General features: G+C 39.3%; 29 protein-coding genes. 11 read left to right on the forward strand and 18 right to left on the reverse strand.

The window, feature by feature from the left end; genetic code table 11:
* Positions 1-702 (reverse strand): 50S ribosomal protein L11 methyltransferase (locus tag V4596_14265; GenBank protein MES2770303.1); only part of this gene is annotated, 702 nt, incomplete at its 3' end.
* Positions 703-745: 43 nt separating this feature from the next.
* Positions 746-1387, reverse strand: a complete 642-nt coding sequence (locus V4596_14270) for a hypothetical protein (protein ID MES2770304.1) — start codon at positions 1385-1387, stop codon at positions 746-748.
* Positions 1388-1604: 217 nt separating this feature from the next.
* Here V4596_14270 and V4596_14275 point away from each other — a divergent pair, with 217 nt between their 5' ends.
* The 4 genes from V4596_14275 to V4596_14290 all read left to right on the forward strand — a co-directional run bounded on the left by V4596_14275 (position 1605) and on the right by V4596_14290 (position 5175).
* On the forward strand, positions 1605-2369 hold the full coding sequence (locus tag V4596_14275) for a TIGR02147 family protein (GenBank protein ID MES2770305.1): 765 nt from the start codon (positions 1605-1607) through the stop codon (positions 2367-2369).
* An 11-nt stretch (positions 2370-2380) separates the two neighbouring features.
* Positions 2381-3718, forward strand: a complete 1338-nt coding sequence (locus tag V4596_14280; GenBank protein ID MES2770306.1) for a hypothetical protein — start codon at positions 2381-2383, stop codon at positions 3716-3718.
* 89 nt (positions 3719-3807) lie between these two features.
* On the forward strand, positions 3808-4632 hold the full coding sequence (locus V4596_14285; protein ID MES2770307.1) for a carbonic anhydrase: 825 nt from the start codon (positions 3808-3810) through the stop codon (positions 4630-4632).
* 75 nt (positions 4633-4707) lie between these two features.
* The gene (locus V4596_14290; protein ID MES2770308.1) at positions 4708-5175 is read left to right on the forward strand and encodes a hypothetical protein; all 468 of its coding nucleotides are present in this window, start codon (positions 4708-4710) and stop codon (positions 5173-5175) included.
* Positions 5176-5376: 201 nt separating this feature from the next.
* Here the strand turns inward: V4596_14290 and V4596_14295 are convergent, their stop codons facing one another.
* Both V4596_14295 and V4596_14300 read right to left on the reverse strand, forming a co-directional pair.
* Positions 5377-5625, reverse strand: coding sequence for a hypothetical protein (locus V4596_14295; protein MES2770309.1), 249 nt, complete (start codon positions 5623-5625; stop codon positions 5377-5379).
* A gap of 19 nt (positions 5626-5644) precedes the next feature.
* Complete coding sequence (locus V4596_14300) at positions 5645-6259, reverse strand: hypothetical protein (protein ID MES2770310.1); 615 nt, start codon at positions 6257-6259, stop codon at positions 5645-5647.
* Between the two features lie 265 nt (positions 6260-6524).
* On the opposite strand from V4596_14300, the gene V4596_14305 reads away from it, so the two are divergent.
* The 3 genes from V4596_14305 (at position 6525) to V4596_14315 (ending at position 7786) form a co-directional block, all read left to right on the forward strand.
* A complete protein-coding gene (locus V4596_14305; GenBank protein MES2770311.1) occupies positions 6525-6800 on the forward strand; it encodes a hypothetical protein in 276 nt (91 codons plus the stop codon).
* A gap of 229 nt (positions 6801-7029) precedes the next feature.
* Positions 7030-7269 (forward strand): hypothetical protein, encoded by a 240-nt coding sequence (locus V4596_14310; protein MES2770312.1) that lies wholly within the window; start codon positions 7030-7032, stop codon positions 7267-7269.
* A 160-nt stretch (positions 7270-7429) separates the two neighbouring features.
* Positions 7430-7786, forward strand: a complete 357-nt coding sequence (locus V4596_14315) for a barstar family protein (GenBank protein ID MES2770313.1) — start codon at positions 7430-7432, stop codon at positions 7784-7786.
* Here the strand turns inward: V4596_14315 and V4596_14320 are convergent.
* The 12 genes from V4596_14320 to flgF form a co-directional block, all read right to left on the reverse strand.
* On the reverse strand, positions 7783-8304 hold the full coding sequence (locus tag V4596_14320) for a flagellar assembly protein FliW (GenBank protein MES2770314.1): 522 nt from the start codon (positions 8302-8304) through the stop codon (positions 7783-7785). The two genes, V4596_14315 and V4596_14320, sit on opposite strands and share 4 nt — an antisense overlap.
* 92 nt (positions 8305-8396) lie before the next feature.
* On the reverse strand, positions 8397-8624 hold the full coding sequence (gene csrA, locus V4596_14325; protein ID MES2770315.1) for a carbon storage regulator CsrA: 228 nt from the start codon (positions 8622-8624) through the stop codon (positions 8397-8399).
* Positions 8625-8704: 80 nt separating this feature from the next.
* Positions 8705-9802, reverse strand: a complete 1098-nt coding sequence (flgL, locus tag V4596_14330; GenBank protein ID MES2770316.1) for a flagellar hook-associated protein FlgL — start codon at positions 9800-9802, stop codon at positions 8705-8707.
* Between the two features lie 8 nt (positions 9803-9810).
* Entirely contained in the window at positions 9811-11232 is a 1422-nt protein-coding gene (gene flgK, locus V4596_14335; GenBank protein ID MES2770317.1) for a flagellar hook-associated protein FlgK, read from the reverse strand.
* Positions 11233-11297: 65 nt separating this feature from the next.
* Positions 11298-11813 carry a flagellar protein FlgN gene (locus tag V4596_14340; protein ID MES2770318.1) on the reverse strand — a complete coding sequence of 172 codons (516 nt, stop codon included), beginning with the start codon at positions 11811-11813 and terminating at the stop codon, positions 11298-11300.
* A gap of 5 nt (positions 11814-11818) precedes the next feature.
* Positions 11819-12178: a flagellar biosynthesis anti-sigma factor FlgM gene (gene flgM / locus V4596_14345; GenBank protein ID MES2770319.1), complete on the reverse strand. Its 360-nt coding sequence runs from the start codon at positions 12176-12178 to the stop codon at positions 11819-11821.
* Between the two features lie 112 nt (positions 12179-12290).
* Positions 12291-12956, reverse strand: coding sequence for a rod-binding protein (locus V4596_14350; protein ID MES2770320.1), 666 nt, complete (start codon positions 12954-12956; stop codon positions 12291-12293).
* 261 nt (positions 12957-13217) lie between these two features.
* Positions 13218-14282 (reverse strand): flagellar basal body P-ring protein FlgI, encoded by a 1065-nt coding sequence (locus V4596_14355; protein MES2770321.1) that lies wholly within the window; start codon positions 14280-14282, stop codon positions 13218-13220.
* 85 nt (positions 14283-14367) lie between these two features.
* Positions 14368-15186 carry a flagellar basal body L-ring protein FlgH gene (locus V4596_14360; GenBank protein MES2770322.1) on the reverse strand — a complete coding sequence of 273 codons (819 nt, stop codon included), beginning with the start codon at positions 15184-15186 and terminating at the stop codon, positions 14368-14370.
* Positions 15186-16142, reverse strand: a complete 957-nt coding sequence (flgA, locus tag V4596_14365; GenBank protein MES2770323.1) for a flagellar basal body P-ring formation chaperone FlgA — start codon at positions 16140-16142, stop codon at positions 15186-15188. Before flgA ends, V4596_14360 begins: the two co-directional genes overlap by 1 nt.
* Positions 16143-16147: 5 nt before the next feature.
* Positions 16148-16933, reverse strand: coding sequence for a flagellar basal-body rod protein FlgG (gene flgG, locus V4596_14370; protein ID MES2770324.1), 786 nt, complete (start codon positions 16931-16933; stop codon positions 16148-16150).
* Between the two features lie 40 nt (positions 16934-16973).
* Positions 16974-17768 carry a flagellar basal-body rod protein FlgF gene (gene flgF, locus V4596_14375; protein ID MES2770325.1) on the reverse strand — a complete coding sequence of 265 codons (795 nt, stop codon included), beginning with the start codon at positions 17766-17768 and terminating at the stop codon, positions 16974-16976.
* A 285-nt stretch (positions 17769-18053) separates the two neighbouring features.
* Here flgF and V4596_14380 point away from each other — a divergent pair, with 285 nt between their 5' ends.
* Positions 18054-19010 carry a lytic transglycosylase domain-containing protein gene (locus V4596_14380; GenBank protein ID MES2770326.1) on the forward strand — a complete coding sequence of 319 codons (957 nt, stop codon included), beginning with the start codon at positions 18054-18056 and terminating at the stop codon, positions 19008-19010.
* Between the two features lie 74 nt (positions 19011-19084).
* The gene (locus tag V4596_14385) at positions 19085-20266 is read left to right on the forward strand and encodes an aspartate kinase (protein MES2770327.1); all 1182 of its coding nucleotides are present in this window, start codon (positions 19085-19087) and stop codon (positions 20264-20266) included.
* Here V4596_14385 and V4596_14390 read toward each other — a convergent pair whose 3' ends face one another.
* Both V4596_14390 and V4596_14395 read right to left on the reverse strand, forming a co-directional pair.
* A complete protein-coding gene (locus tag V4596_14390; protein MES2770328.1) occupies positions 20267-20971 on the reverse strand; it encodes an RNA methyltransferase in 705 nt (234 codons plus the stop codon).
* A gap of 3 nt (positions 20972-20974) precedes the next feature.
* On the reverse strand, positions 20975-21961 hold the full coding sequence (locus V4596_14395; GenBank protein MES2770329.1) for a diguanylate cyclase: 987 nt from the start codon (positions 21959-21961) through the stop codon (positions 20975-20977).
* A 127-nt stretch (positions 21962-22088) separates the two neighbouring features.
* On the opposite strand from V4596_14395, the gene leuS reads away from it, so the two are divergent.
* Positions 22089-24482 (forward strand): leucine--tRNA ligase, encoded by a 2394-nt coding sequence (gene leuS / locus V4596_14400; GenBank protein ID MES2770330.1) that lies wholly within the window; start codon positions 22089-22091, stop codon positions 24480-24482.
* A 118-nt stretch (positions 24483-24600) separates the two neighbouring features.
* A partial coding sequence (speA, locus tag V4596_14405; protein ID MES2770331.1) for a biosynthetic arginine decarboxylase occupies positions 24601-26499 on the forward strand: 1899 nt, incomplete at its 3' end.

Here is a 26499-nt window from a genome sequence, read left to right on the forward strand (position 1 = left end):
TGCTAAAATAGATTCAGGAGAACTATCAAGAGCATCAAATTTTTCAGGAATCATGTTCAGATCTTTTTCGGTTAAACGCATTTCGACCTTGTTGATCTCGGCGTTTTCTTTGGCCACACGAATGGCTTCAGGATCGTTGTCTGTTCCCATCACATTCATCACGCCCATCTTGTTGGCAACGAAAGCTAAAATTCCAGTTCCTGTTCCAACATCAATGAGAGATTTCACATTGTTTGCCTGAAGATCTTTATAGATTAATTCTGAACAGATCTGCGTTGTCTCGTGCGTTCCCGTTCCGAATGCCATGCCTGGATCGATGTAGATTGCTTCCACATTCTCAGGAGCTTTCTGCCATGAGGGTACAATCCAAAAACGATCGTAGAGTTTGAAAGCGTTGAAACCTTTTTTCCACTCTTCCATCCAGTCTTTGTTTTCTTGAGATTCTGCAAGAACTTCCATTTCCGGATATCTTTGCTTCAGTAAGCCCACCAGATCTTCCGGCAATTCATAAAAATAAGCTTCAATATTGACGTGCGATTTTTCGATTATCTTAGGTTCTGGATAGACTTTTTTATCAAAGTCCAAAGTTTCAGAAACACCCATCGCATCGTGATCAAAGCAAATCTTTGAGATCACTTGTTCAAGATCTTTTCTAACATTCAAAATGGATAATTTAATAAAAGTGGCTGGTTGCTGAGACAAAAAAAGCTCCTATGGTTTTATAGGAGCTTTGTATCACAGGGCCTTATCTAATTAAAGGAACCTGCTCTGTTTCTATAGGATTAATGCTAGATTTTATAGATTCTACATTATTTTTGGATGGTTTTGTAGGGAGCTCTTGAGGAATCGTCGGAACCGCATTCACTGTAGCTGGCATTCTAGATTCTTCTCTCGTTGGCAGCATTGGAGCTACGACCGAAGTGGCTTCGAAACTTACATTTAGACCTTGCGGCCCGTAGTTGCTTGCACTCTTATCGCCTTCTTCAGCAATCTCTGCTGACCCAACATTGATAAGGTCACCCAGCATTACGCCTCTATGCTCTAGAATTGGCGTGGATTTATTTTCTTCCAACTTTTCAACTCGTGCTACGCTAAGATCTTTTGCTACATAAATGATTTTGATTTTTCCGACAGGCAATGCAAGTGCTCGCCCTTGGTTCGTTCCTAGACGATCAATCACGTTCACTCTGCGGTACAACACAAATGTGGTTCCAGGTTTAATCCCCAGATCATTGCCGGCATTCAGATAATAGTCTGAGTAAACCGCTTCGTTATTTGAGAGTTGAAGGTTTTTTCTGATTTCAATAACCTGCACTTCTTTAGCCTTTGAAACGTTTGCAAACATAAAGATTGCTACTATTAATGATAAAATTGCAGTGGCTTGCATGTATTCCCTCCATGGGTTTGCCACTACTCCGAACCAAATCCTAGTTCTGTAATGTACCTTACTGGTACTAGAGGAGTTCCTATAGTACTCATCGGTATCAGAACGAAACATTTAACTAGGCCTTGGTGTAGGAAATTATTACCTGAGGACATCATATGTCCTCGATTTGAGGACAAAGGTCTAGCTTTTATAAGATGAGGTAGTCTATAAAGTCTCCATGAATAAAGACATTATACAAAATAGAGACCACTTCTTAAGGGAGCTTCTTAAGAATGAATTCCAAAGAAGAGCTGAAAAGAATCCGGCATTCTCTTTGCGGGCCCTTTCTAGTAAATTGGATATGGATCAATCCCTACTCACCAAGCTTCTTCAAGGGAAAAGGAAATTCTCCGATGCAAATGCCCAAAAAATTTCAGATTTTTTAGGAGTTTATTTAAATCAAGAAATTGCAAACACGATTGATTCCTCTGCTGACTACCTTCTTATGAAAGAAGACGAATTCTTTATTATATCCGCATGGTATCATTTTGCGATCTTAGAGTTAATAAAGACAAAAAATTTAAAACATAACCCCAAATTTGTAGCTAAGAGATTGAAAATCACTGATCTCGAGGCAGAGAGAGCCTTAGAAAGACTTGAGCGATTAGGCTTTATTGAATTCAAAAAAAATAAATACTGGCTCAGAAAAATATCTAACTCGTGGTTGAATTTATCAGACACCTCAACTGCAAGAAGAACCCTACAAAAGCAAATGCAAGAAAAATCTCTGGAGGCCCTGGAAGATGTTCCTTTTGATAAAAGAGAACATTCTAGCCTGACTGTGGCGGTGGATCCCAAGCTTTTGCCAGAAATTAAAAAGAAGATAACGGAATTCAGAAGATCAATGGACAAATACATAATGGAGAGCGGAAACGAAAAGGAAGTTTACAATCTTAACGTTTCATTTTTTCCACTAACAAAAGATTTAAAAATTAAAGAATAAGAGGAGTATTTATGTTTAAAATTTTATTAGCAATACTGTTGATTACTTCAGCACAAAGCTTCGCTGGACAAGATGGAAATGGGGGATTTGGTCTCGAGTGCAACGGCCAATTGACACTTCTAGATCTTTATGAAGCTAAAACAAGATACAATTACAATTTTGATCTAGGACCAAGCAACTTGAGCGTTGATCAAAAAGTCGAACTCATGCTAAAACGCTGGGAAAGATTTAATGGTCCTCATGCAAAATTTTATCAAGAAAAGTACAAGAAGTTTTGGGAGCGCGCGATTATTCTTAATGGTCAAATCGTGGTGAAACATGATGACGTCATTATAGGCGATAAGCTGAGCTACGCATCCGATATTGGATCCACAATCCTTCCTGATAATTGCAGCCTTGTTGCCCTTGCTAGAAATTTATCTAATCCTGCAAGCCTAGGTAAAGATATTTTCTTGATGGGAAAATATTGGAATAAACTTGATAATGACAATAAAGCAGCCCTCATTGTACATGAAATGATTTATTCAGCTTATATAAAAACCAAACATAGTTTGGGGAATGGATCTGAGCCCGTTAGAAAATTAATAGCCCTGCTCTCTTCTACCGAAGCAGAAACTTTGCCTTTAGATGAGTTAATTTTATTCCAATCAGAAACGTACAATGTTAACAAAAGTACCCGAGGTAAACCGCTATATATTTCATCATCACATGTATTTGATTTTGGAATTAATAATTTTACTACTAACCTACTAGTTCATGATTCTTTGGTATTGAGTGCTGACAAAAAATACGTCGAATCTTTCGTTCTTCCAAATATTGAAAACCCTGAAGTCATGGGATCAGGCACTCTTAATTATAAAGGAAAAAATTATAAATATTTCCTACTTTTAGGAGAAAATTTCTTTATAACAAAAGATCTTCCTCAAAAATTCTTAATAGATAAATTTGAGTTCACAATAGACACAACGAAGTATGCAATTGATTTAGCTATTCTTGAATTATATAAGAATAAACAAGTTCGAAAAATCACATCCTACTATCCTTATACCGGTGCACACAGAGAGATGTATAAAAAAATCTTAAAACATAAAAATGTTGAGTTTATAGAAAATCCTAGTTGGCACGATTTTAGTTTTATAGAATTTTATCCAAATGGTAAATTGAGATGCTTATCTTATACTAGTACAGCCTATAACGCTCAGGATAAGTATTTAGTGAAACTTAAGTTAAACGGAAAATCAGTTCTTGCACGAGAAATTCAGTTCGATCTTGATGGTAAGCCAATTTCGAATCGATGCACTCCAAATAAAAGTATATACATACATAGACCTTCCCTCCCCCGCACCTAGACCTAAGAGCATAATGTATCATCTTATGCTTGTTAAACCCCACACCCTCTCTGAGAATGAAATATACATTCTCAGAGAGGATTTTCTTTATGAAATTTATTATTTTAGGAATTTTATTGATTGCACTCAGTGCCTGTTCGGCTTTCAACAGAAGAGCGGATCAAAACGACAAAACTATCGAAGCTCCCCTCGCCAATGCGGACGCAAAAGATGACGCCCCTTCAATGTCTCCCCCACAAGATGCGCCGACCGATGATTCAAAGCCTCTCACCGACAATATCGCAAGCCCCATGGCTGAAGCGCCTGTTAGCGACCAGCCTGAAAATGAAACTCTCGATGTGACTCTACAAAAAAAATCTTATCTTGATGAAAAGTATCACGAACCTAAATCAGATATTCTTCCTGCAGCACAGAGAACTGAAAGCACTTACTCTGGAACATCTAGCGGCGTTGATCCTGATAAAGCATTGGGATGGCTTAAAAATGGTAATAAAAGGTTCTTAAAGGGATCCTTAAGAGCTGATGGCCAATCTAGAAAAGACATCCAACGTTTAGCAAAGGCAGAAAAACCTCACGCTGTGATCTTTACTACTAGTGATTCCAGAATTTCTCCAGAAATTATCTTTGATGAGAAGTTAGGTGAAATATACGTGATTAGAAATCTCGGCCTGTCTGTTGATACCTCGGTTTTAAATACCGTGGATTATGCTATCGGAGAATTGGGCACAAGACTCATCATCGTATTGGATAGAAGCTACCCAGGAAAACAAATGGATTTTAGTCATGCAGATGAGACTTCCCAAAAACTTTTTGACCAATCTACCATTTTAAAAACGGCACTCGAATCTAAACAGGTTAAGGTTATCTCCGCTATCTACGATATAGAAACCGGAAAAGTTATATTCGGAAAATAGTGGTGTCAAAAAGTCTGGCACTCCCCTTGCTTTATTGTTAATTAATAATGCTTTACCATTAACAAGGGGGACAAAATGACACGTATTTATTCAATTCTATTCACAGCTTTTATGCTTTTCATGGCTACACCAAATGCTGATGCTTTCAGTTGCAAGCAAGGCGGACAGCTCTGTGGCAACAGCGACTCTGCGTGCTGCAGTGGAAATTGCATACAAGTTCCAGGAAACAACAATAACTATTGTGCAGCAGGCCACAGTGGTGGAACAAACAGTTGCTACTACGATTCAGATTGTAGACCTGGATATGATTGTCGATATGGACGTTGCGAGTATGCAGGATTTGGCGGTGGATCAAACAGTTGCTACTACGATTCAGACTGCAGACCTGGATATGATTGCCGATACGGACGCTGCGAGTATGCAGGATTTGGCGGCGGAAACAGCTGTTCACCAAGTGGTGCGTTATGTGGAAATTCCGATAGCGCATGTTGCTCTGGCGATTGCATCCAAGTTGCAGGCAATAACAATAACTATTGCAGATAATCTAGTTTAGCTAGCCAATCTTCCAAACACATATTGTATATACAAGTATATACAATATGTGTTTTACCAACGTAGATACTCCTTTAACATCTTTATAACTTACTATAGATATTCTCATTCTTATTCACTGAAAGATTTTCAGAACATTCTCAAATACTACTTTTAACTAGCCGAGCCTCATATCCTCAACTAACTTCCCCCCTAACAACCTAGGGGTAGATAATGTTTAAAATATTTTTGGCTTTTACTCTCTCTGTATTTTTTGGTCTCAACACTCACGCAAGAACGATCAGCAAATATTACTAATCCTATGGATCTTGAGAACGCTCTAGGAAAAGAAAAATACCAAGCTTTGATACTTCTTTTAGAAGAAGCATCCATAGAAAATTCTAATTTAAACTTCAAATAGTGAAGTGCGGTCGCCAGGTTGGGAGCTTTTAGTAAGAACAAATTTCTATTTAATTTATAGCTATTCCGCCAAAGTACAATCAGCAATAAGAATCTTGCCGCGCTTAATTTTTAAGCCAGACCCAGAAATTTTAGGTAGAAAATCTAAATTACTTTCAGACATATCTTTCCAACTATAATTATTAAATTTATAAAAAGTACGTCCTCCTTTTTCCTTAACTAGAAGTCTTTCGTCGTCATTATTTCGGCTATAGCAAGAATAAATAAGCATTTGATTAGATTCTTTTTCACTAGAGCTGGCTACTGCCGTAGTTTTTGAGTGGGAGTTGCTTGTCGTAAAATCTATTACATATCCTATGCCACTCTCAAAATCACAAGCGCGCACAATCCGCATATTTTTTACTACTTTATTTAGATTTCTAGAAAATTCTAAAAGACAATCTTCTTGATGATATAAATATCCCTCCTGATAATTTGATTCATATGTAAATGAGTACTTGTGACCCTTACCGCCTACAAATGTATTGCATGAATCGTGTACCAATAAATTTGAAACATCTCTTCGAAGGAAATAGCCAAGGTCATTTGAGCACTCATCCTCGTTTGAATATCTTGAGTAAGCAAAACTATTGAGTGAGAAAAATATTATTAGAACTGGAGTTATATACTTTATCATAACATGATACCGTCAGAAAGTTTGTTGGATTAATTTCCAAGGTTATCAAACTCAAACGATCCTTTACTGAACTAATTTAACAGGGCTAGTTGAAATAAAATAGATGTAATGATTCTGACACCAGAGACAATAAACGTCCTACAATAATTAGATTTCTAATTTCGCATAGTTATGTTCTCAAAAATCATTAAAATACTTCAAAAAAATATTTATTTTTGAAGTCGATTGGCTAGATTCAATTTCGACTCAGACTGCAGACCTGGATATGATTGCCGATATGGACGCTGCGGGTATGCAGGATTTGGCGGCGGAAACAGCTGTTCACCAATTGGTGCATTATGTGGTAATTCCGATAGCGCATGCTGCTCAGGCGATTGCATCCAAGTTCCAGGCAATAACAATAATTAGAGGTACCGTAGATCTCGATATCGTAATCTCAATTAATTTAGACAATTTAAAAAGAGCAGAGAAAACTCTTAAAGAATTAAACCTAACAAGTCGTATCCCCGTTACCGCCGAAGACATCTTTAAATTCAGATAAGAATATATTGAAAAGAGAAATCTCATAGCATGGTCTTTTGTAAACTATAAAAATCCTTCTCAGGTCGTAGATATCATAATTACATTCGATCTTAAAAAATTGAAACTTCAAAAAATATCTATTCATGGTGTAAAAGTCCCAGTCCTCTCAATACACTCATTGATTGAAATGAAAAAAGCGGCAGGAAGACCTCAGGATCTAGAAGATATAAAAGCATTAGAGGCCATAGATGAAAAAAGCTAAACAAATACATAAAAAGCAGAAAAAACTCACTCCAAATCAAGTTGTCGAGTTCTTAGATAACTTTCAAAGTGTCATCTACGGGAAAGATAAAAAGACAAAACTGATAAGTTTGAGAGTTCCGGAGAACATACTGGAAAGCTTTAAGACTTTAACTCACGGGAAAAATCAAAAATACCAATCTATAATTGTTCAACTTATGAGAGATTGGGTCAAAAACAATAGATAACGCGCCATAGACGATGCTAATTTAACGTCTTTATAGTTTGTTTATAGATAGTTTCATTTTTATTCACTGAAAGATTTTCAGAACATTCTCAAATACTACTTTTAACTAGCCGAGCCTTACATCATCAACTAATTTCCCCCTAACAACCTCGAGGTGGATAATGTTTAAAATATTTTTGGTTTTTACTCTCTCTGTATTTTTTGGTCTCAACACTCACGCAAGCAAGAATTGCACATCAAGCACAGTAATTATAAATGGAAAAATAATAAATACCGAAAGCACTCTTCATGACTCTATGTCCGAGCAACTTTGCTTTCCTGCATACTACGGTAAAAATTTAGATGCGTTATATGATATGTTAGTTTCTATTAGCCAACCCATTTTTATCAATCTCACTAATTCAACGGATCTTTACAACTCCCTTGGAGAAGAAAAATATCAAGCTTTGCTACTTCTTTTAGAGGAAGCTGCTATAAAAAATCCTAATTTATCAGTGGAAGTTAGGATACTGAACTAGAGTTCTGCCAAAGAAAGCGCTTGCGGAACAGACTTCTCTGTTGCGTTGGTCTCTCTGAACTTTTGATTTGGCATTTGTACCAAACGTTGTTGTAGAGAAGTGAAAATCGGCTCGCGGATCGCCAAGTTATTATCCTGAAGCACACACTGTCTTGAAACTCTTGAACTGATATGAATTACGATGGGAGCTTTTAAGTTTGCCGTCATCAATTTTGCATCGTCTGGAATCGTGATGATTGAGAAGGATCTTACTTTTTCTTGAGCTTTTAATCCCATAGCCTCTAGGTCGTTCTTCGCAAGCGTTAGCTTGTAATTCGGAACAAAGAATTCCGGTTCTAAAACTGGAAATGCGATGGCTGGAGTTTCCGTAGACTGAAGCCACACAAAGATTTCATCCTGTGGATCTTCTAATAATACAAAATGTCTAAGCTCGCTAAAACCTAGAAGACCTTCTGGAAAAAACAGAACGTCAGTCTCTTGTATTTCAATTTGTCCAAAACGAGACGTTTGAACAGTCATTGCAAATCCCCCCTGCATCCTAAATAGGATGCCCCTCATTTATAGACACCACAAGACAAAAATAGGGCAAAACTAAATTTTTTTAGAATAAATTATGATTTGAGAAGCTTTGCGACACGACGCGCGTTATCTGATGGCGTATCTACCGACTGCTTATTTTGATCCTGAATGGCTAGATAGACTTCTTCTCTATGAATTTTCGTATCCTTAGGCGCCTGGATGCCTAAACGGACTTGTTTACCTTTGATCTGAACGACAGTGATCTTGATATTATCATCAATCGCGATACTTTCACCTAATTTACGAGTGAGAACCAGCATGGCTTACTCCCTAACATCCTGTTAAATATATACTCATCTGCCTCATCGGCAAAAATATTTCAGGTGTTTAGCTATAATTACTATCTAAGAAAGTCAAGAAGACTTGGTTGCAGGATTTTGGCCGAGGTAGCCATAGTTGCTTTTAAGGTATTTTCATTTTGGCTTAAATTACTAAAAATTTCGAAAGAATCTACATCTTCAATGTTCGATTGCTTAGACTTTTCGTCGACACTTGCTTTCTGTAATGAATCTATTGTGTTCTGAAGATTCATTACACGCGAACCCACCTTAGCTCTAGCATGTACGATCTGATCCATCGCCACATCAATTTTGTCTAACGAGTCCTGAATGGCTGCCTTATCATTCGACACCATCCCGGTTTCAAGATTTGCGAGAACCTTAAAAATATTTTCACCTTCCATGAAAACACTCATTTCTCCAAAATCGCTCTCTTTAGAAGAGGTCGGAGAAGAAGCCGAAGAAGAGGCAGACTTCACACTTGCCAAATCACGAATTGAGCCTTCTTCCTTTTGCCCTTCTTCGCCTTTTTGTCTCATCTCTTGCATCTGAGTTTCGCTCAACTCACCAGGACCCGCAGGAACCGAATTCAATACTCCACTCGTCTTAGCATCCCGACCCAAGAAAACAACGTCACCAGGAAGATTCATCGCAACGTAGGCACCCTTATTGATTTCGATCATGATCTCGCCACGGTCACCTTTGTACGCACCATCGTTTTTAAATGGATTGTCCGTAGTTCCGTAGCCACCAAAAATAAATCTATTTCCCAATTTTCTGTTCGCAACTTGAAGTGACTGATTATAAAGCTGACGAATCTCCGTCGCTACGGCCTTTCTCGTGATATCACTCGAACTCGGATCGTTGGATTGTGATAACGCGAGTTCTTTTGCTCTGATCAAACCATTCGTTACTTCTTCCAGAGATTGATCGGTAAAGTTTAAGAATGTTTGTGCAAAATCTAAATTCTTTAAATACTGATCGATACCTTTGGCGTCAGTTCTTGAACTCAATAGTTTTGTAGTCCCAACCGGATCATCCGAAGGCTTATTGATTCTCTTTTGAGAGGCAGCCTGAGTCTGAAGTTCAGACATCTCAGAGCGGTTCTTCTCTAGAGCAATCTTGGTCTTAGCATAATTCATCGAATCAGAGACTCTCACTTAAAACCTTACCTCTTCAAGTTAATAACTGTGTCGAGCATCTCATCTGCGGTCTTAATCAACTTCGCCGATGCATCGAACGCTTTTTGGTACTCAATCATTTTTACTGTTTCTTCATCAATACTCACGCCACTGATACTTTCTCTGATATTTTTCAATTGAGAAAGTGATTCTGCTTGGTGTTCGAATAATGATCTCGATTTTTTTGTTACGACCGATAATTCTCCAACTAATCCATTATAGAAATCATCGAGCGTGTCTTCACCATTAAGTAATGGTTTATATTGTAACGATGAGATCACGTTAGCTACGCGGTTATCTGCCGGGGCATCTGGCATTAAACCAGCTGCGATAAAGCTCACATCTCTTGAAATTGTATCACTGATATCAATGCGCGAAGCTGTTCCTTTTTCTGGTCCATTCAAATCAAAGAATTGTCCAGCGGGACGACTTTTTTGGTCATAACCCATTTGGTGAACTTCGTTGATACTTTCAGCCATTGAGTAAGCGAGTTTATCCACTTTGCTCATGATATCGTTAATCACTTTATCACGCACTTCGAGCATACCGCCGAGCTTACCGCCATTGATCTGAGTCGTGACATTGTATTTTGTCGAACGCTCATTGGCTTGGAAGGAAATATCGTTATTCCCTTCTCTCTTTAAACCTTTTTCAGGAGTGCTTTCACTACTTAGTTTTGCAGCATCGTAACCACTCACAAGAACAATTGTGCTCCCGGCCGTCACGTTCACTTTTCCGTTTTCTACTTCTGCGTACTTGATATTAATTTTTTCGCCGAGTTCTTTTAAGATATGATCACGACGATCTCTGTGATCATTCGCCACTGAACCTGTGATCTCGATGCTTTCAACTTTTTGGTTGAGATCGGCGATCTCTTCAGCCATACGATTCACTTCGTTGATTTCACCAACAATTTCATTATCCACTTCATCTTGGATTTTTTTCATTTGCGAATCAATACGTTTGAAATCTTGAGTCATATTCCAAGCCGTTTCTTTCACTTGAGTACGGATTGGCAAACTCTCTGGATAGTTTGATAATTCTCTGAACGCATTAAAGAACTCACCCATAAAATGATTGAGGCCTTTATTGATCTGTTCATTAAAGATATTTTCTACGCGATTAAGATAAGCCATCTTACCTTCGCCGAATCCCATCTTCATTTGTTCGAATTGAATTTGTTTTTCTAAATGAGGATTGTTAGTTCTTGTAACGGCAGTTGTCTTTGCACCAGTTCCGATTTGAACTTTGCCTAATCCTGTTGGTGCTGTTGATTGGATTTCAAGACGTTGACGTGTGTAACCTTCAGTATTTTTGTTAGCAATGTTATGAGAAACGGTTTGAAGCCCCGTTTGAGCATTCATCATTGAACGTTGTGCAATGTTCATTACCGATGAAACTTTAGACATCCTGTCTTCCTCTATAACTTACTCCAGAAATCCTTTTCTAGAGTATTCGCTTAAATCTTTCTGATCTAAACTTCTTTACTTACAAATCTACCCGGAGCCACTGGCCCCTCGCTCACTTGTCCTTCACTCTTATAAGTATTCTTGTCTTGTAGAGAGTGTTTTAGGTTTTCAAGTGCGCCTTTGATATTTGTCAAAGCCGATTGAACCAATACTTCGTTCTTCGCGTTGTTCTCTCTTGTTCTCTTAATGAGTAACTCAAGAGTTGCGTGGATTGTTCTTAATTTATCGCCTTGAACCATTTCTAATTTAGCAGCAATTTGAAGAAGCGTGATCGGCTCGTTCCCAGCAATCATTCCCAGAGTCATTGTCATTTCTCTTGCTCTCTTCTCACGAATTCTTTCGAGAGATTTAAGCTTTGTGATCATCGCGTCTTTTGATTTGTTGTTTTCAATGAGTGCATCAAGTTTTGATTCCACAAGTATATTGAACTCGTGACGAACAAGATCAAGAAAGTGTCTATACACCGTGATCTCTTCTTCAAGAACCTGAACTAAATTGTTATAGCACTCTAAAATTTTCATCTAGATTACGGTTCCTCTTGGAATGAACTCGTTAAGCTGTCTTCGATCATTTTGTCGGCAACTTTTTTAGAGTCAACTTTGTATAAACCTTTATCAATTAGCTCTTGGAATTTTTTTACTTTTGCTTCATCCACATCTGGAGATGAAGTTGCAAGTTGCTTAATTTTTTTCATCTCTTGTGCTCTTGGAGATAAATCCACTTTTGCGGACGCATCTCTTTGCTCTTGCGAAGTAACTTCTTTATTTTTTTCCGCTTTCGAATTTTTTCCGACTTCCGAAGTTTGAGCTGTGTTCAAACCTTGAATAGTTTTATCTTGAAGAACTTTATTTACGTCAGCGTTGTTAACCTTTGGATTAACCTTCATGAGACCTCCAAGCAACTGATCTTAGTGACCTTTTGCTATCTTTAAATTGTAGCATATTGAGACAAATTTATGCAAACATTCCTCACCCTAAACAAATCACGACAAAGGTCTACTAGACTTTTTTGCCCTCGAGCTTCCATAGGAACTCATTAGATTCAGGGCTGACAGTTCCTATGTGCTCACCTGGACCAAAGTTATTTTTTGTTAAGTTCAAAGAACCATTAAATACAAATGTCGATTTCATATCATTTGGATGCTTAAGAAATAGCGCTTTTTGACCATTTTCTAAAGTATTACTGCCTATTATTTCACCTTCGAATGGTGAAGTGATTTGCATAGGTTCAAAATTATTTTGAGGTTTGAATTTTAAAAGCATGACCTCATGACCAGAGCCTGTTTGACCTTCGGACTTGTTTTCGATTTCGAAAGTTTTTCCGCTGTTCATTGGCATCGGACCCATCGGCTTGATTTGTTTTTGCTGCGGACCAAATCTTTCAATGATCTGATCATAGATCATATCACCCAATCCTACGCCGCCAACGTTTGACCATTGCTCAACATAGTTATCATACATTTGATCTTTGTAGATTCTTTCGCCCATGGATTCGTTGACAAGCTCGCTCTTAGGAACTGCCTGTCTCATGGCATCGACCATTTGCTTTAAGAAAACTTGTTCATACATTTTCGCAGCTTCAAGAACTTTCGGATCACGCTTGTCAATGATCGCCGACTGCTGCTGTTCAGGAGATTGTGCTGATGGAGAAATTCCTTTTAACATTTTCGACTCTATTCATGTTAAAGGAAATGGGAAAAAAAGCGGGGTGGTTCGTTAGAGTGCGTACATCCTGTACTTTTCAAATCAACATCCGTGTCGACTCGTAGACTTTTCTTGTTTCCTGCTTAAGGGAAAGAATGTCATCCTTCCATGGCTCTGACCTCTAACTCCCCTACCCCAGAAGCCACATCCATGTGACTCCTATAACCCATATCCTATTTTAAATTACAAAAACTCGAATACCCTAATTAATAATTAAAAATTCTATAAAACTTCCAGATCCCCGTGCAAAGCTCCAGCTGCTTTGATGTTTTGAAGAATCGTGATCAGGTCTTTAGGAGAGATTCCTAGACCATTCAATGCATTCACTATGTCTCCTACACTCGCTTCGCCACCGAAAACTGCTGTGTTAGCAACTTTAGCAGCATTCGCTCCTTTGCCTTTTTCATCACCGATTTGTACAGAAATATTTCCGTGCGCGATTGCGATCTTAGAAATCTTCACCATTTCCCCAATGACAACTGTACCCGTTTTTTCGTTGATAACAACTTTTGCCCTCGCATCTGGATTCACATCAAGGCTTTCAATTGCTGCCATAAATTCCACAGCGTTCCCGTCGTAGTTTGGTGGAACAACTAAATCAATCGTTGCGCTGTCTTTTGCAACCGCGTACTTGCCACCCGTGTCTCTATTGATCACATGAGAAACTCTTGCCGCCGTTGTAAAATCTGGATTGTGCAAAGTCAGTCTCAACATTTTTCTTCCTGCAAATTCCATATCTAAATCTTTTTCGATGATCGCACCACTCGGAACACTCCCTACAGTCGTGTGAGCCTTGCCACCGTTTCCTGCCGAACCAATGATTAATGCACCTTGGGCAACGGCATACACTTCTTTATTCGCCGCTCTCAGTGGAGTTTGAATCAAAGTCCCTCCAGATAAACTTGAAGCATCGCCAATCGCATGAACGGTAACATCTAATTTATTTCCAGATCTTGCAAAAGCTGGAAGACTGGCCGTGATCATAACAGCAGCAACATTTTTGCTAGTGACTTGTTTCTCATCAAGTTTCACACCAACGATATCCAGCATTCTTGCCATACTCTTACTTGTGAACTCCGCGGCACCGTCGCCAGTTCCTGCCAAACCCACAACTAAACCATAACCAATCAATTGGTTTTCTCTCACACCTCTAATATTAGAGATATCTTTTAATCTTGCCGCCTGAGCATCCTCTCCGAATACTCCATGTAGCATCAAGAGGGCAATGACTACGATGAGGAAGTGATAATTTGTGCATATAAATTTTTTGAACCCAAATTTTTTCATGAGAAGAAGTACTCCCTAAATTGTAATAAAATTGCCATCGCTATAACGGTTGCTTGAATTGTAAAAAATTGGATCGCTGCTACGTTCATAGTGATTTCCCTTTGTTGTATCTCACGATATCGAATTTCGAATCTAACATTTTAGAAGAGTTCACATTATCATCCGCAACGTCTTGAGGTTTTACTAAACCTGTCACGATGGCCTTGTATTCTTTGGAGCCAATCATAAAATTTTGCGAACCCTTTACTCGGTAATTTCCATCAGGCAGACGCTCTACAATTCTTGTAGGAATTGTTTTTACATCGAAGTTTCCGCCGGCTCCCGCCAATTCTTCATCTTTTGTTTTTTCCGCTCCGCCGGCTGCAGCCGCAGCGTCTGGCTTCGCTGCTGGGTCTGCGGGTTTTGCAGCAGGATCAGTTGCCGCTGCATCTGCACCATCTGGTTTTGCAGCCGCTGGATCAGTAGAAGCTACTCCTCTTTGTTTCTTTTCAATTCTATTTGTTAATTCCTTAATCACTTGGGCTTTTGTAGAAAGTTGCTTTTCAGGTTGTCCATCAAGCACCACATTCAAAATATCTCCCGGAAGGCGAACTATATTTTGCGCAAATAAGTATGAATCCTGTCCTTCGTTCACCCAAAGAGATCCTGCATTGTCCGCGAATAACTCTTGGTCCTCGAATTGTTTCTTTGTCATTCTTTTATATTGTCTCTCACCATCGACTGGAAGATTATTTGTATCCGAGAACTTAACGGCATCGTCCTTAGGTTTTGCAACCACAGGTTTTTCTTCGCCTTCATTTAAAAAAGCTTTCCACTTTTTACCAAAGCTGGAGCAACCCGTGATCATCATCAAAGTGATTATCAAAATCTGTACCGTTATGATTCTTTGAAAAAACTTAGCCATTATTTAACCTCAACCATGCCATCATTGTTAATTACTCCAACAATGATTTTCTTTGTTGCCGGATTTAAAATCTTCACTGTATCCCCAATATAACCACTGTCTTGAGCAATTCCTGTTAAATGAATTCTCCATCCTTGGTTCTGAACTGTAACTTGGACAGGAGCTCCTCTTGTAAGTGCCATTTTCCTTTTGAGATTTCTGGTCCAGAGGATTTGGTTAGTTGATACACTTCCCGCAATTTCTGATCCGTAGAGTTCTTCCGCAGAGGGAATAATATCTCGGTTGAAGGTGATGTCTCTCTTTTCAAAGGAAACATCGTCTCTCTGGATTCTCTCACCGTATTGAAGATTTCTTTTAACAATTGGCACCTCTTTTAAAATTCTTAAATTTCCTTGTACAAATATTTTTCTCAAAAAATTATTATCTTTATATAAGTCGATAGAAATATTGAAGCTCCCTCTCGGGATGATTTGTGTATTTGAAACTGACCATGTAATCGATGGCCCAAGCTTTCCCGGATCTTGAAGTCTCAGTGAACTCACTTCCACATCGCACGGCGCACATGTACTTTGAACCCAAGAGATCATTCTTGATTTAACTTCTGTCGGCGTAAGACTTGTGCCTTTTCTAGAAACTTTTATTTCAGCAGGAATTTTTAAAGTGATCAGCGAGAGGTCGGATCGAAGATTGTATCTAATGATTTCCGATATTGCATAACTAGAAAAACTTCTAATTTCGCCTTCTTTCGGAGTATTACCAATAACTATAGTATTGAGCTTTGTTTGAAGCTCGGGAGATATGTTTTCAGTCTTAGTGATGTCGTTTAAAAAAATTTGTTCATTCTCAACATAAACTTGAGAAAGCACATCCATCCTTGCCTTTGCAGCAAATGCATTGAGCCCGAAGATCAGGATCAAGATAATAATAATTTTTCTACCAAATCTATCTATAAACAAAATGATTACCTCAAGTTATTCAATGATTGGAGCATTTGATCCGCAGCTTGAATTGCTTTTGAGTTCATCTCATAGCTTCTTTGTGCAGAAATCATGTTCACCATTTCTTCAACAATGTTAACATTGCTCGATTCAATTTGACCTTGTGCCAAATTACCTAAACCCGCCGTACCAGGTGCCCCTTGTGTTGGTTGCCCGCTCGCTGGCGTTGGCGAATATAGGTTTTTACCTAAAGATTTTAAACCTGCTGGATTGATAAAGTTCACAAGCTCAATCGTACCGATAGTTTGTGGCTCCTGGCTTCCAGAAACCGTGATTTGAACTTGTCCGTTAGGATCGATCTGAATTCCATTTGTAGAAGGGGGAATAGTAATTTCAGGAATCAAAGGCCTTCCATTTCTATCTACGATTCTACCGTTTGGATCTTTTTGGAAAGCACCGTCTCTCGTGTATGAAATTTGTCCGTCTTCACCCTGAATTGGGAAAAAGCCCGGTCCTTCGATCATGATATCGAGTGGTTTATTTGTCATTTTAGCGCTACCGATATCGAAATCTTTTTGTGTAGCGGCAGTCTTTACTCCAAGACCTGTTTGTACACCACTTGGTGAAACAGCATTCAGCCCTGTCGCGGCTCCTGGATCTTTAATGTTTTGATAGAGTAGATCTTCAAATTCAGCTCTAGATTTTTTGAATCCATGCGTGTTCACGTTAGCAATATTGTTGGATATCGTATCCATGTTATTTTGCTGCGCTTGCATGCCTGTAGCTGCTGTATTTAATGACTTAAACATCTCTGGTCTCCTTGTCCAGCCTACCGGCTGGCACTACTCACTACCTTAATTGCGGTACTGAATTCACTAATTTCTCATCCATTTCGTCGAATGCTTTCATTGCTTTCTGTGTATTCTCGAATGCTCTTGTCGTAGAGATCATATCTGTCATCTCTTTCACGATATTCACATTGCTACCTTCAAGTGCACCTTGATGAACCTTCACATTAGGATTTCTAATGATTGCGGGGTTCATATTTTCTTTTAATCCATATAAAGAGCCGCCACCTTTTCTCAAAGCTTGTGCAGGCTCCACTCCCACGATCGAAAGTTTTCCAATGTTTTGATTATTCTGAAAAATAGTTCCATCAGCCGTGATGTTTACACTTCCACCAGCGGTTAAACTCACTTGTCCGCCACCTTCTAAAAGTACGGGATGACCTTCCTTGGTCACCAGAGTCCCTTGATTATTGATCGAGAGAGATCCGTTTCGCGTCATGCGAGTACCCAAATTCGTTTGAACTTCTAGAAATCCATTTCCTTCGATTGCGATATCCAATGCTCCACCTGTAGGCTTGATTGGACCTTGAGAAAAATCCGTAAATGTTCCTGCTGTATCGACGAAAGACTTGTCGCCACCCGCAAGATCATAAAAACTTTCAATACTTGCTGTTACACGAGGAACGGTGTTTGCGTCCGGAGCTTTTTCATAAGCCGTGAGATATTCTTGAAAAACCTGTTGGTCTTTTTTGAAACCAGTCGTACCCACGTTAGCAAGATTATTGGCAATGGTTTCCATTTTCTGGTTTTGCGCCATCGCTCCGGATAATGCTGTGTAAATACCTTTTGTGCTCATGGTTCCCCTGCTAGCCTAGGACTCGCCAAAGCGAGTGCTGTAAACAAGTAGAGCAAGTCATATGCCACACAGGACTTTAGAATAAGTAAAAATTTTTGAAGCCCTCAGATCGAAATTACTTTGTTTATATTTAGATTTTCACACAACCTAGATGAACATCTAGAGTCAATATTTTGTCATTTCGTCAAAAGGATGGGTCAGTTTATTTTTTGAGCATCCTCTCTTAAAGTCTATAAGAAAAATGTAACTATCGACCTTTTGATGATTGAACAACATAATAGAAAAATGCGGTTACTAACGTTTTTGATTTTTATTCTCACATCTCAACTTAGTCTTACAACTGCTTATGCAGCTGTGAATAAGCCTGCCACAAGTCAAAATGCATTCATTTATACAAAACCAAATCTTAAAAAAATTGCCAATACACCAATTAAACCATCGGCTTCTCTCTCCGGCGATTCATTGGTTTTCGATTTGCCCATCACATATAACGACAAAGTAAAATACTGGATTAACTACTTTCAAACTATAGGTAAAAAAAGCTTTTCAACTTGGTTAGAAAGATCTCAGAGATATGTGCCAAAAATCCAAGGCATCTTTAAAGAAAAAGGATTGCCCTCTGACCTTGCGTATCTTGCCATGATTGAAAGTGGTTTTTCTCCGTTCGCCAATTCCGCAGCTCAGGCTGTGGGTTATTGGCAGTTCATTGCGCCAACAGCAGAACGCTATGGCTTAAAGGTCAGCTGGTGGTTGGACGAAAGACGCGACATACACAAGAGCACCTACGCCGCTGCAAAATATTTGACGGACATGAACAAGGTATTCAACAATTGGTATTTGTCTGCTGCTGGATACAACACTGGCGAAGCAAGAATTCAACGACTAATTAAGCGTCATAACTCAAAAAGCTTTTGGGATATTTCAGAATCTCTAGTTCAAGAAACAAAAGACTATGTTCCAAAATTAATCGCTGCCATCTTAATTGCAAAAGCTCCAAGCCTTTATGGATTTAGAGATTTAAAGTATAAAGACCCAATCCAATACGAATATTTTTGGGCACCAGGCGGAACTTCCATTCGAGAGCTAGCAAAAAATTTAAAATATTCTGAGAAAGAATTAAAGTACATGAACCCAGAATTGATCAAAGGCTTTATTCCAGATCAAGTCACCGGCCACAAAATCCGCATCCCCAAAGGCTCTCTCGCAAAAGTGGCTGCCTACTTCAAAAACCGCTATCAATAACGCACAAGCGACACAAAAAGGTGGGGACTACCTTTTGGTAGCAATACTGCATCAAAAATATTATTATTCTTTCTATGGCACTCATCGTTCAAAAGTACGGCGGAAATCTTTTATCGACTCCTGAAAAAGTCTTGGCCGTCGCTAATAAAATTAAAAAATTAATAGATGAAGGTGATCAAGTTGTTGCCGTGGTGAGCGCCATGGGAAAAACCACCGATGAATTGATCGACCTTGCATATAAAGTTTCTGCAAAACCCATTCGACGAGAATTGGATATGCTACTCAGCGTGGGCGAAAGAATTTCGATGTCACTTTTATCAATGGCATTGAACGATCTTAAGGTGCCTGCAAAAAGTTTTACCGGCAGCCAATCTGGAATTCTGACAGAGAGCGATCACACTCAAGCTAGAATCTATGACGTAAAGCCCATTCGCATCGAAGCCGAACTTGCAAAAAAGAGCATGATCATCATCGCGGGCTTTCAAGGCGTCTCGCACATGGAAAAAGAGATTACAACTCTCGGGCGTGGTGGAACAGATACTACTGCTGTGGCAATGAGCTATTCCCTAAAAGCAGATCGTTGCGAGATTATCAAAGAGGTGGGTGGAATTTATTCCGCAGACCCCGCACAAATTTCAAAAGCAAAACGTTACGAAGAATTAAATTACGATGTTGCCTTAGAAGCCACTTACTGGGGCGCAAAGATCTTGCACTTCCGCGCGGTGGAACTGGCGAAGAAATTGAATATTCCCATCCAAATAAAACATATCGATGACCCCAAGATCACAACAACCATCCGTGGAGATGTTAAAATGCTAGAGTCCCAAAAAATAATAACAATTTCATCCGTAAAAAATATCGCTGTATGCGAATTTTCAAGCGATCTCAAAAAAACGCTGAGTGAAGTCGGAGAATTCTTAAAAAAGAACACCCTACCTTGGCCACAGATCTTAGCCACAGAATCCACAGAAAATTCCACAAAATTATTTATCTCTTCAAGCGATGAATCTCTGAAAGTTGTAATTGGCGCCATCAAAGAATCGAAGTCATACAAAAACTGCGACGACCAACACTCAACCGTAACTGCAACTTGTTTTGGAAGCACAAACACAGATTTAAGTTTAAAAATTCTAGAGCAATTAGAAAAAAAGAATGTCCACGCAGAAAAAATATTTTACACCCCACAAAGTATCTCTGTATTGGTAAAATCAAAAGACAGAGACACCGCAATCAGTGCTCTCCACGAATTAGTTTAATTAAGAAAAATACAGTTCTGGATTGTCTGTAGTTCTTAAAAAATAATCAGCGATTAGATAATTTTTTTCTTCTTGCGTAAGATTTCCGTGATGACCGAGTTTTTTCATACGGTCTTGGTAGATATGATAAAAACTCACCGCCGCCGCCACAGAAATATTAAAGCTCTCCGCAAATCCCTGCATAGGAATAATGCATCGGACATCGGACATTTCTAAAATTTCTTTTGATACACCGTCTTTCTCATTCCCAAGTATCAATGCTGTTTTTTTACTGAAATCTACTGAGCTGATTGGAACCGCCGTATCATCCAAATGAGTTGAAACGATTTGATATCCGCGCGCTTTCAAATCTTTAGCGCAAGCCAAAGATTCTTTCCAGCGAATTACATTTAACCATTTGTCTGTGCCCTTAGATGTACGTTGTGAGATTTTATATTTAGGTTGATTCTCAACGAAATGAACTTCCTGCAATCCAAAGGCCTCTGCAGATCTTAAAACCGCGCTCACATTTCCCAGGTCATGAATTCCGTCCATCACAGGAATGATATCGTAAGTGCGTTTATCAACGACCTCACGTATACGTTCTTTTCTCTCAGGTGTGAGAAGTGACCCCATCTTTTCAATGATCTGTTCAGAGGTATATTCGTTACCTTTAATTTCAAAAGTTTTTCCGTTGAGCTTTACAGTTTTTCCAGATGGTTTCATGAACTATTTTTTCCTGAGTGTTTTAAAATCTTTCGATTCTCCTTTTAACTCAAGATAGTCAAAGAATTCAACCCTGTTTCGACCTTTTTTCTTGGCTTCGTACAAATACTCGTCAGCCTTGCGTACAAGATCCCTCGCATCGAGTTCCACGTCCGGGTGAGTGATAGCGACCCCTAAGCTGGCTGTTAATTTTATAGAATCATTCCCCGATTTAAAAAGTGTCTGTGTAATTTTCTCTCTTAGGCGATCTGCAAAAAGTATCGCTCCCTCATGGGAAGTTTCGGTAATGGCCACTAAAAATTCATCCCCACCATATCTGGCCGCGAAATCCACCTTACGAATATTCGCTCTGATGATCCTCCCCACTTCCGAAAGAACATAGCTCCCAAAAAGATGATCATGCTGATCGTTCACACTTTTGAAGTGATCCATGTCCATCATCACAATGGCCAGAACTTTTTTAAAGCGTTGCGATCTTACGATTTCATTTTCCAATCTTTGATAAATAGATCGCATATTAAAAAGACCCGTGAGGTCATCGATCTCTACAAGTTCTTTTAGTTTTTCGTTAGCAGCACGCAATTGGTCGTTCAAATCTTTTACACGAAGCTTGGCTTTGATTCTTGAGATCAATTCTTTGATATCGAAGGGTTTTCGAATGTAATCATCTGCACCGGAATCAAGACCACGAATCACATCTTCGGGCCTATCATTGGCCGATACAAAAATCACGGCCACGTAGGAAAGTTTTTGACGTAAAAGATCTAGGGTTTCGATTCCACTGATTCCTGGCATGTTGACATCCAAGATCAGAAGATGCGGAGGATTATCTTCGATAGCCTGTAATGCTTTTTCGCCGCAATCCACCGTCGTCACATTGTAGCCTTCGTATTCTAACGTTTTCCTAACAAATTTTAGATGATCTTTGTCATCATCTACTACCATGATTTTTCGTGTAGAATTGGAAGGCTTTAAATCTTTATCAAACATCTCTTTATTTTGCCTGATTTGGATAGATTTTTAAATTTATTTTTAAGCTGGCCTAAGGTCAAAAACACTGTTAAGTTTTCCATATTATTAAGCTTTAACTTAAAGCGGGAAATAAAACGGGAAAAAGATGGCTTACGATCATGTTGGTATAGAACAAAAATGGCAAAAACTCTGGGAAGACCAAGGCGCTTTCAAGGCAAAACTCGATAAAACTAAGCCTAAATATTACGCTCTAGACATGTTCCCTTACCCTTCAAGCAACGGTCTTCATGTCGGCCATCCAGAAGGTTACACCGCAACCGATATCGTTTCTCGCTACAAAAGAGCAAAAGGTTTTAACGTTCTCCATCCCATGGGTTGGGATGCTTTCGGATTGCCTGCAGAACAATATGCAATTCAAACCGGAGTTCATCCCGAGATCACCACAGCCAAAGCAATGGAGAATTTCAAAAGGCAACTTTCATCTTTTGGATTCAGTTATGATTGGTCACGAGAAATTTCTACATGCGATCCCAAATATTACAAATGGACCCAATTTATTTTCCTAAAACTTTTTGAAAAAGGCTTAGCCTACCAAAAAGAAGTTCCGGTGAATTGGTGTCCGGCTTTGAAAACAGTTTTAGCCAACGAAGAAGTGGTTGATGGAAAATCCGAGCGCGGCGGACATCCTGTAGTGAGAATGCCGATGAAGCAATGGATGTTGAAAATTACATCCTACGCAGAACGTTTGATCACGGACCTTGATAAAGTGGATTGGCCAGAAAGAACAAAAGAAGCTCAGAAAAATTGGATCGGGAAATCAGAGGGCGCGCAAGTTCACTTCAACGTTGAGAATTCTCAACATTCTATCGAAGTCTTCACCACTCGTCCTGACACACTTTTCGGCGCTACATTTATGGTGCTCGCACCTGAACATCCACTCGTAGAACAGATCACTCAAAGCGAATACAAAGATTCCGTAAAAAAATACAAAGAACAAGCTTCCGGTAAATCCGATATCGATAGACAGGCAAATAAAGATAAAACGGGTGTCTTCACAGGAAGCTATGCTACAAATCCATCGAACAACAAAAAAATACCAATTTGGATTGCGGACTACGTACTCATGGGTTACGGAACTGGCGCTATCATGGCCGTCCCAGGACATGACGAAAGAGATTTTGAATTTGCACAAAAGCACGGAATAAAAATCATTCGCGTGATCGAATCCGAAACCGATCTTCCGTACACTGGTGATGGAAAATACGTCAACTCAGAATTCTTAAATGATTTAACATCGACCAAAGATGCCGTTAGCAAAATGAATAATTTCCTAGAAGAAAAAGGAATCGGCAAAAAAACAATTCAGTACAAACTCAGAGATTGGTTATTTAGCCGTCAAAGATATTGGGGCGAACCATTCCCAATTGTTCACTATCCTGAAAAAGGTTTAAAAGGAGTTCCTGTTAATGAACTTCCTGTTCTTTTACCAAAGGTCGCGAACTACGAGCCTACAGAAAATGCAGAATCACCACTTGCAAACAACAAAGAGTGGTTGGACTACAAAGGTGAAGCAATTAGAGAAACGGACACCATGCCGGGCTCTGCGGGTTCATCTTGGTATTTCTTAAGATACACTGATCCTCAAAATGATAACGAACCTTTCAGTTTCGATGCCCAAAGCTACTGGATGCCTGTAGATTTATACTTAGGTGGCGCAGAACACACAGTGGGACATTTGCTTTACTCTAGATTCTGGCAAAAAGTAATGTTCGACGCCGGAATGGTAACGCATGAAGAACCTTTCCACAAATTGGTTCATCAAGGAATGATCTTGGGTGGTGACGGAGAAAAAATGTCAAAATCTCGAGGAAACGTGATCAACCCTGATGATGTGACTCACAAGCACGGTGCTGATTCTCTGAGAATGTACTTGATGTTCATGGGCCCACTCGATCGCGATAAACCTTGGCAAGATTCTGGTATCGATGGTGTTAGAAGATTCCTAGATAGAGTTTGGAGACTTTGCTGGGATGAGATAAATAACAAACCCATCTTCACCAACATCGAACCCTCACCCGAAATTCAAAAAATTCTCCATAAAACTATCAAGAAAGTGACGGAAGACATTGAGTCTCTAAGTTTCAACACAGCTATTTCTCAAATGATGATCTTAGTGAACGAGATTTATAAAACTGAAAACAGACCTGTAAGTGTTTTGAAAACTCTTTCTCAGTTACTCATGCCCTTCGCTCCGCACATTGCAGAAGAGCTTTGGAGTTTGCTGGGTGGAAGTGGCTTGGTTTCACTTGCTCCATGGCCGGCTTTTGATCCGAAGCTTGTTATCGACGATACAATTTCCATGGGAGTTCAAGTAAATGGGAAGACTCGCGGAAGCATCGAAATCCCAACAAACGCCTCCGAAGATATTGCTGTAAAGGCCGCTCAAGAGATCGCGGCGGTTCAGAACGCATTAAATGGCCTCACGATCCAAAAAGTGATCTACAAAGTTGGAAAAATCCTCAACATCATTGCGAAGTGAAAGCGTAGTTTTTTATTGCATTTGCCACCAAAAAACTGTTATTAAACTCAGACTATTCAATTACGCGTCATGAACTATTTTTGGCGATATATTTGGGGGAACTTTAAGGATGGATGCAATGCCTGGAAACAATTCTAATGGACCAACTCAAACTAACGGACTTAATGGAAATGCACCATCTACAAAAAAGTACTTCGAAGGAATAGAACTCAACCCTGAGCAAGCCGCTCCGTCAGAATGGGATGCACAAAAGAGCGCGGAACTTTACGGAATCGATGCTTGGGGCGCAGGATACTTTAGTATTAACAAAAAAGGTCATGTTTGCATCACTCCACGCGGAAAGTTCGGGCCACAACTCGACATGATGCACTTGATGGAAGAATTGATGGAAAGAGGAATCAGACCGCCCATCTTGATCAGATTCCCAGACATTATCCGTGCACGTATCGAAATTCTTGCAAACTGCTTTTCAAAAGCTATCGCTGATTACGGTTATCAAGGTCAATACAACGGCGTTTACCCAATTAAGGTAAACCAAGAAAAACACATCGTAAGTGAAATCGTAAAACACGGTAAGAAAACAAAACTAGGACTAGAGTGCGGATCAAAACCTGAACTTCTAATTGCTCTTGGAATGATGGAAGACAACGAAGGTCTTTGTATCGCTAATGGATTTAAAGACAGAGAATATATCGAGACCGCACTTCTCTCACAAAAATTAGGTAGAGAGATGGTTATTGTTGTAGATAGATTCACTGAACTTGATGAAATTATCAAATGCTCTCAAGAATTAAACATGAAACCAAAAATTGGATTCAGAGTAAAACTCGATTCACGTGGTTTCGGTAAGTGGGTAGATTCTAGCGGTGCTAAATCTAAATTCGGCTTAACTTCTCCCGAGATGGTCGAGGGAATGCAAAAATTAAAAGACGCTGATCTTTTAGATTCTTTAGTATTACTCCACTTCCATATCGGCTCACAAGTTTCAAACATCCAAGCTTTCAAAACAACTCTCAAAGAAGGCGTGAGATTCTACGCTGAAATGGTAGCGATGGGTGCGAACGTGAAGTACGTCGACGTTGGTGGCGGTCTTGGCGTGGATTACGACGGCACAGGAAAGTCCGATAACTCTGTAAACTACAACGAGCAAGAATATGCAAACGATGTAGTTTACGCATTAAAAGAAATTTGTGATCAAAAAAATCTTCCGCATCCAAATATCGTAACAGAATCTGGTAGATCACTTGTAGCCCATCACTCAGTACTTGTGTTCAACGTTCTAGGCGTGAATGAATTGAACGACGCTAAACACATGTTCACACCACTTGCGACAGATCACGCGATCATTAAAGATCTTTACGACATTTATCAAAAGCTCAACAAAGATAATGTTCAAGAGTGCTACCATGATGTTCTTCAACTTAAGAACGACTCCTTACAACTCTTTGCTTACGGATACTTAGGCTTAGAACCAAGATCAAAAGCCGAAAGATTAATTTGGTCTGCAATGTCCAAAATGTTAACGATCACCAAAGACAACGAAGACTACACAGAAATTCACGCAGCTCTTTCTCAAGAAATGCATGACACTTACTATTGCAACTTCTCGGTGTTCCAATCAGTTCCCGATTCATGGGCCGTGGATCAGTTGTTCCCAGTAATGCCAATTCATAGATTGAATGAGAAGCCTACGAAGAACGCAGTCCTTGTGGATTTGACCTGTGATTCTGACGGTAAGATCGATAAGTTTGTATCAAACAACGAAGTGAGCAATTCTCTTCCTGTTCACGCGTACAATCCTCAAGAGCCTTACTTTATGTGCACATTTTTATTGGGTGCTTACCAAGAAATCTTAGGCGATCTTCATAATCTTTTTGGTGACACAGATTCCGTACAGATCAATATCTCCGAAACAGGTTATACATTAGAGCACTTCGAAGAAGGCGACACTGTAACGGACGTACTCAACTACGTGGAATACTCTCGTAACGAACTTCTGGGAAAAATGAGAAACTCC

It is taken from the genome of Bdellovibrionota bacterium, from assembly GCA_040386775.1.
Lineage (GTDB): Bacteria > Bdellovibrionota > Bdellovibrionia > Bdellovibrionales > JAEYZS01 > JAEYZS01.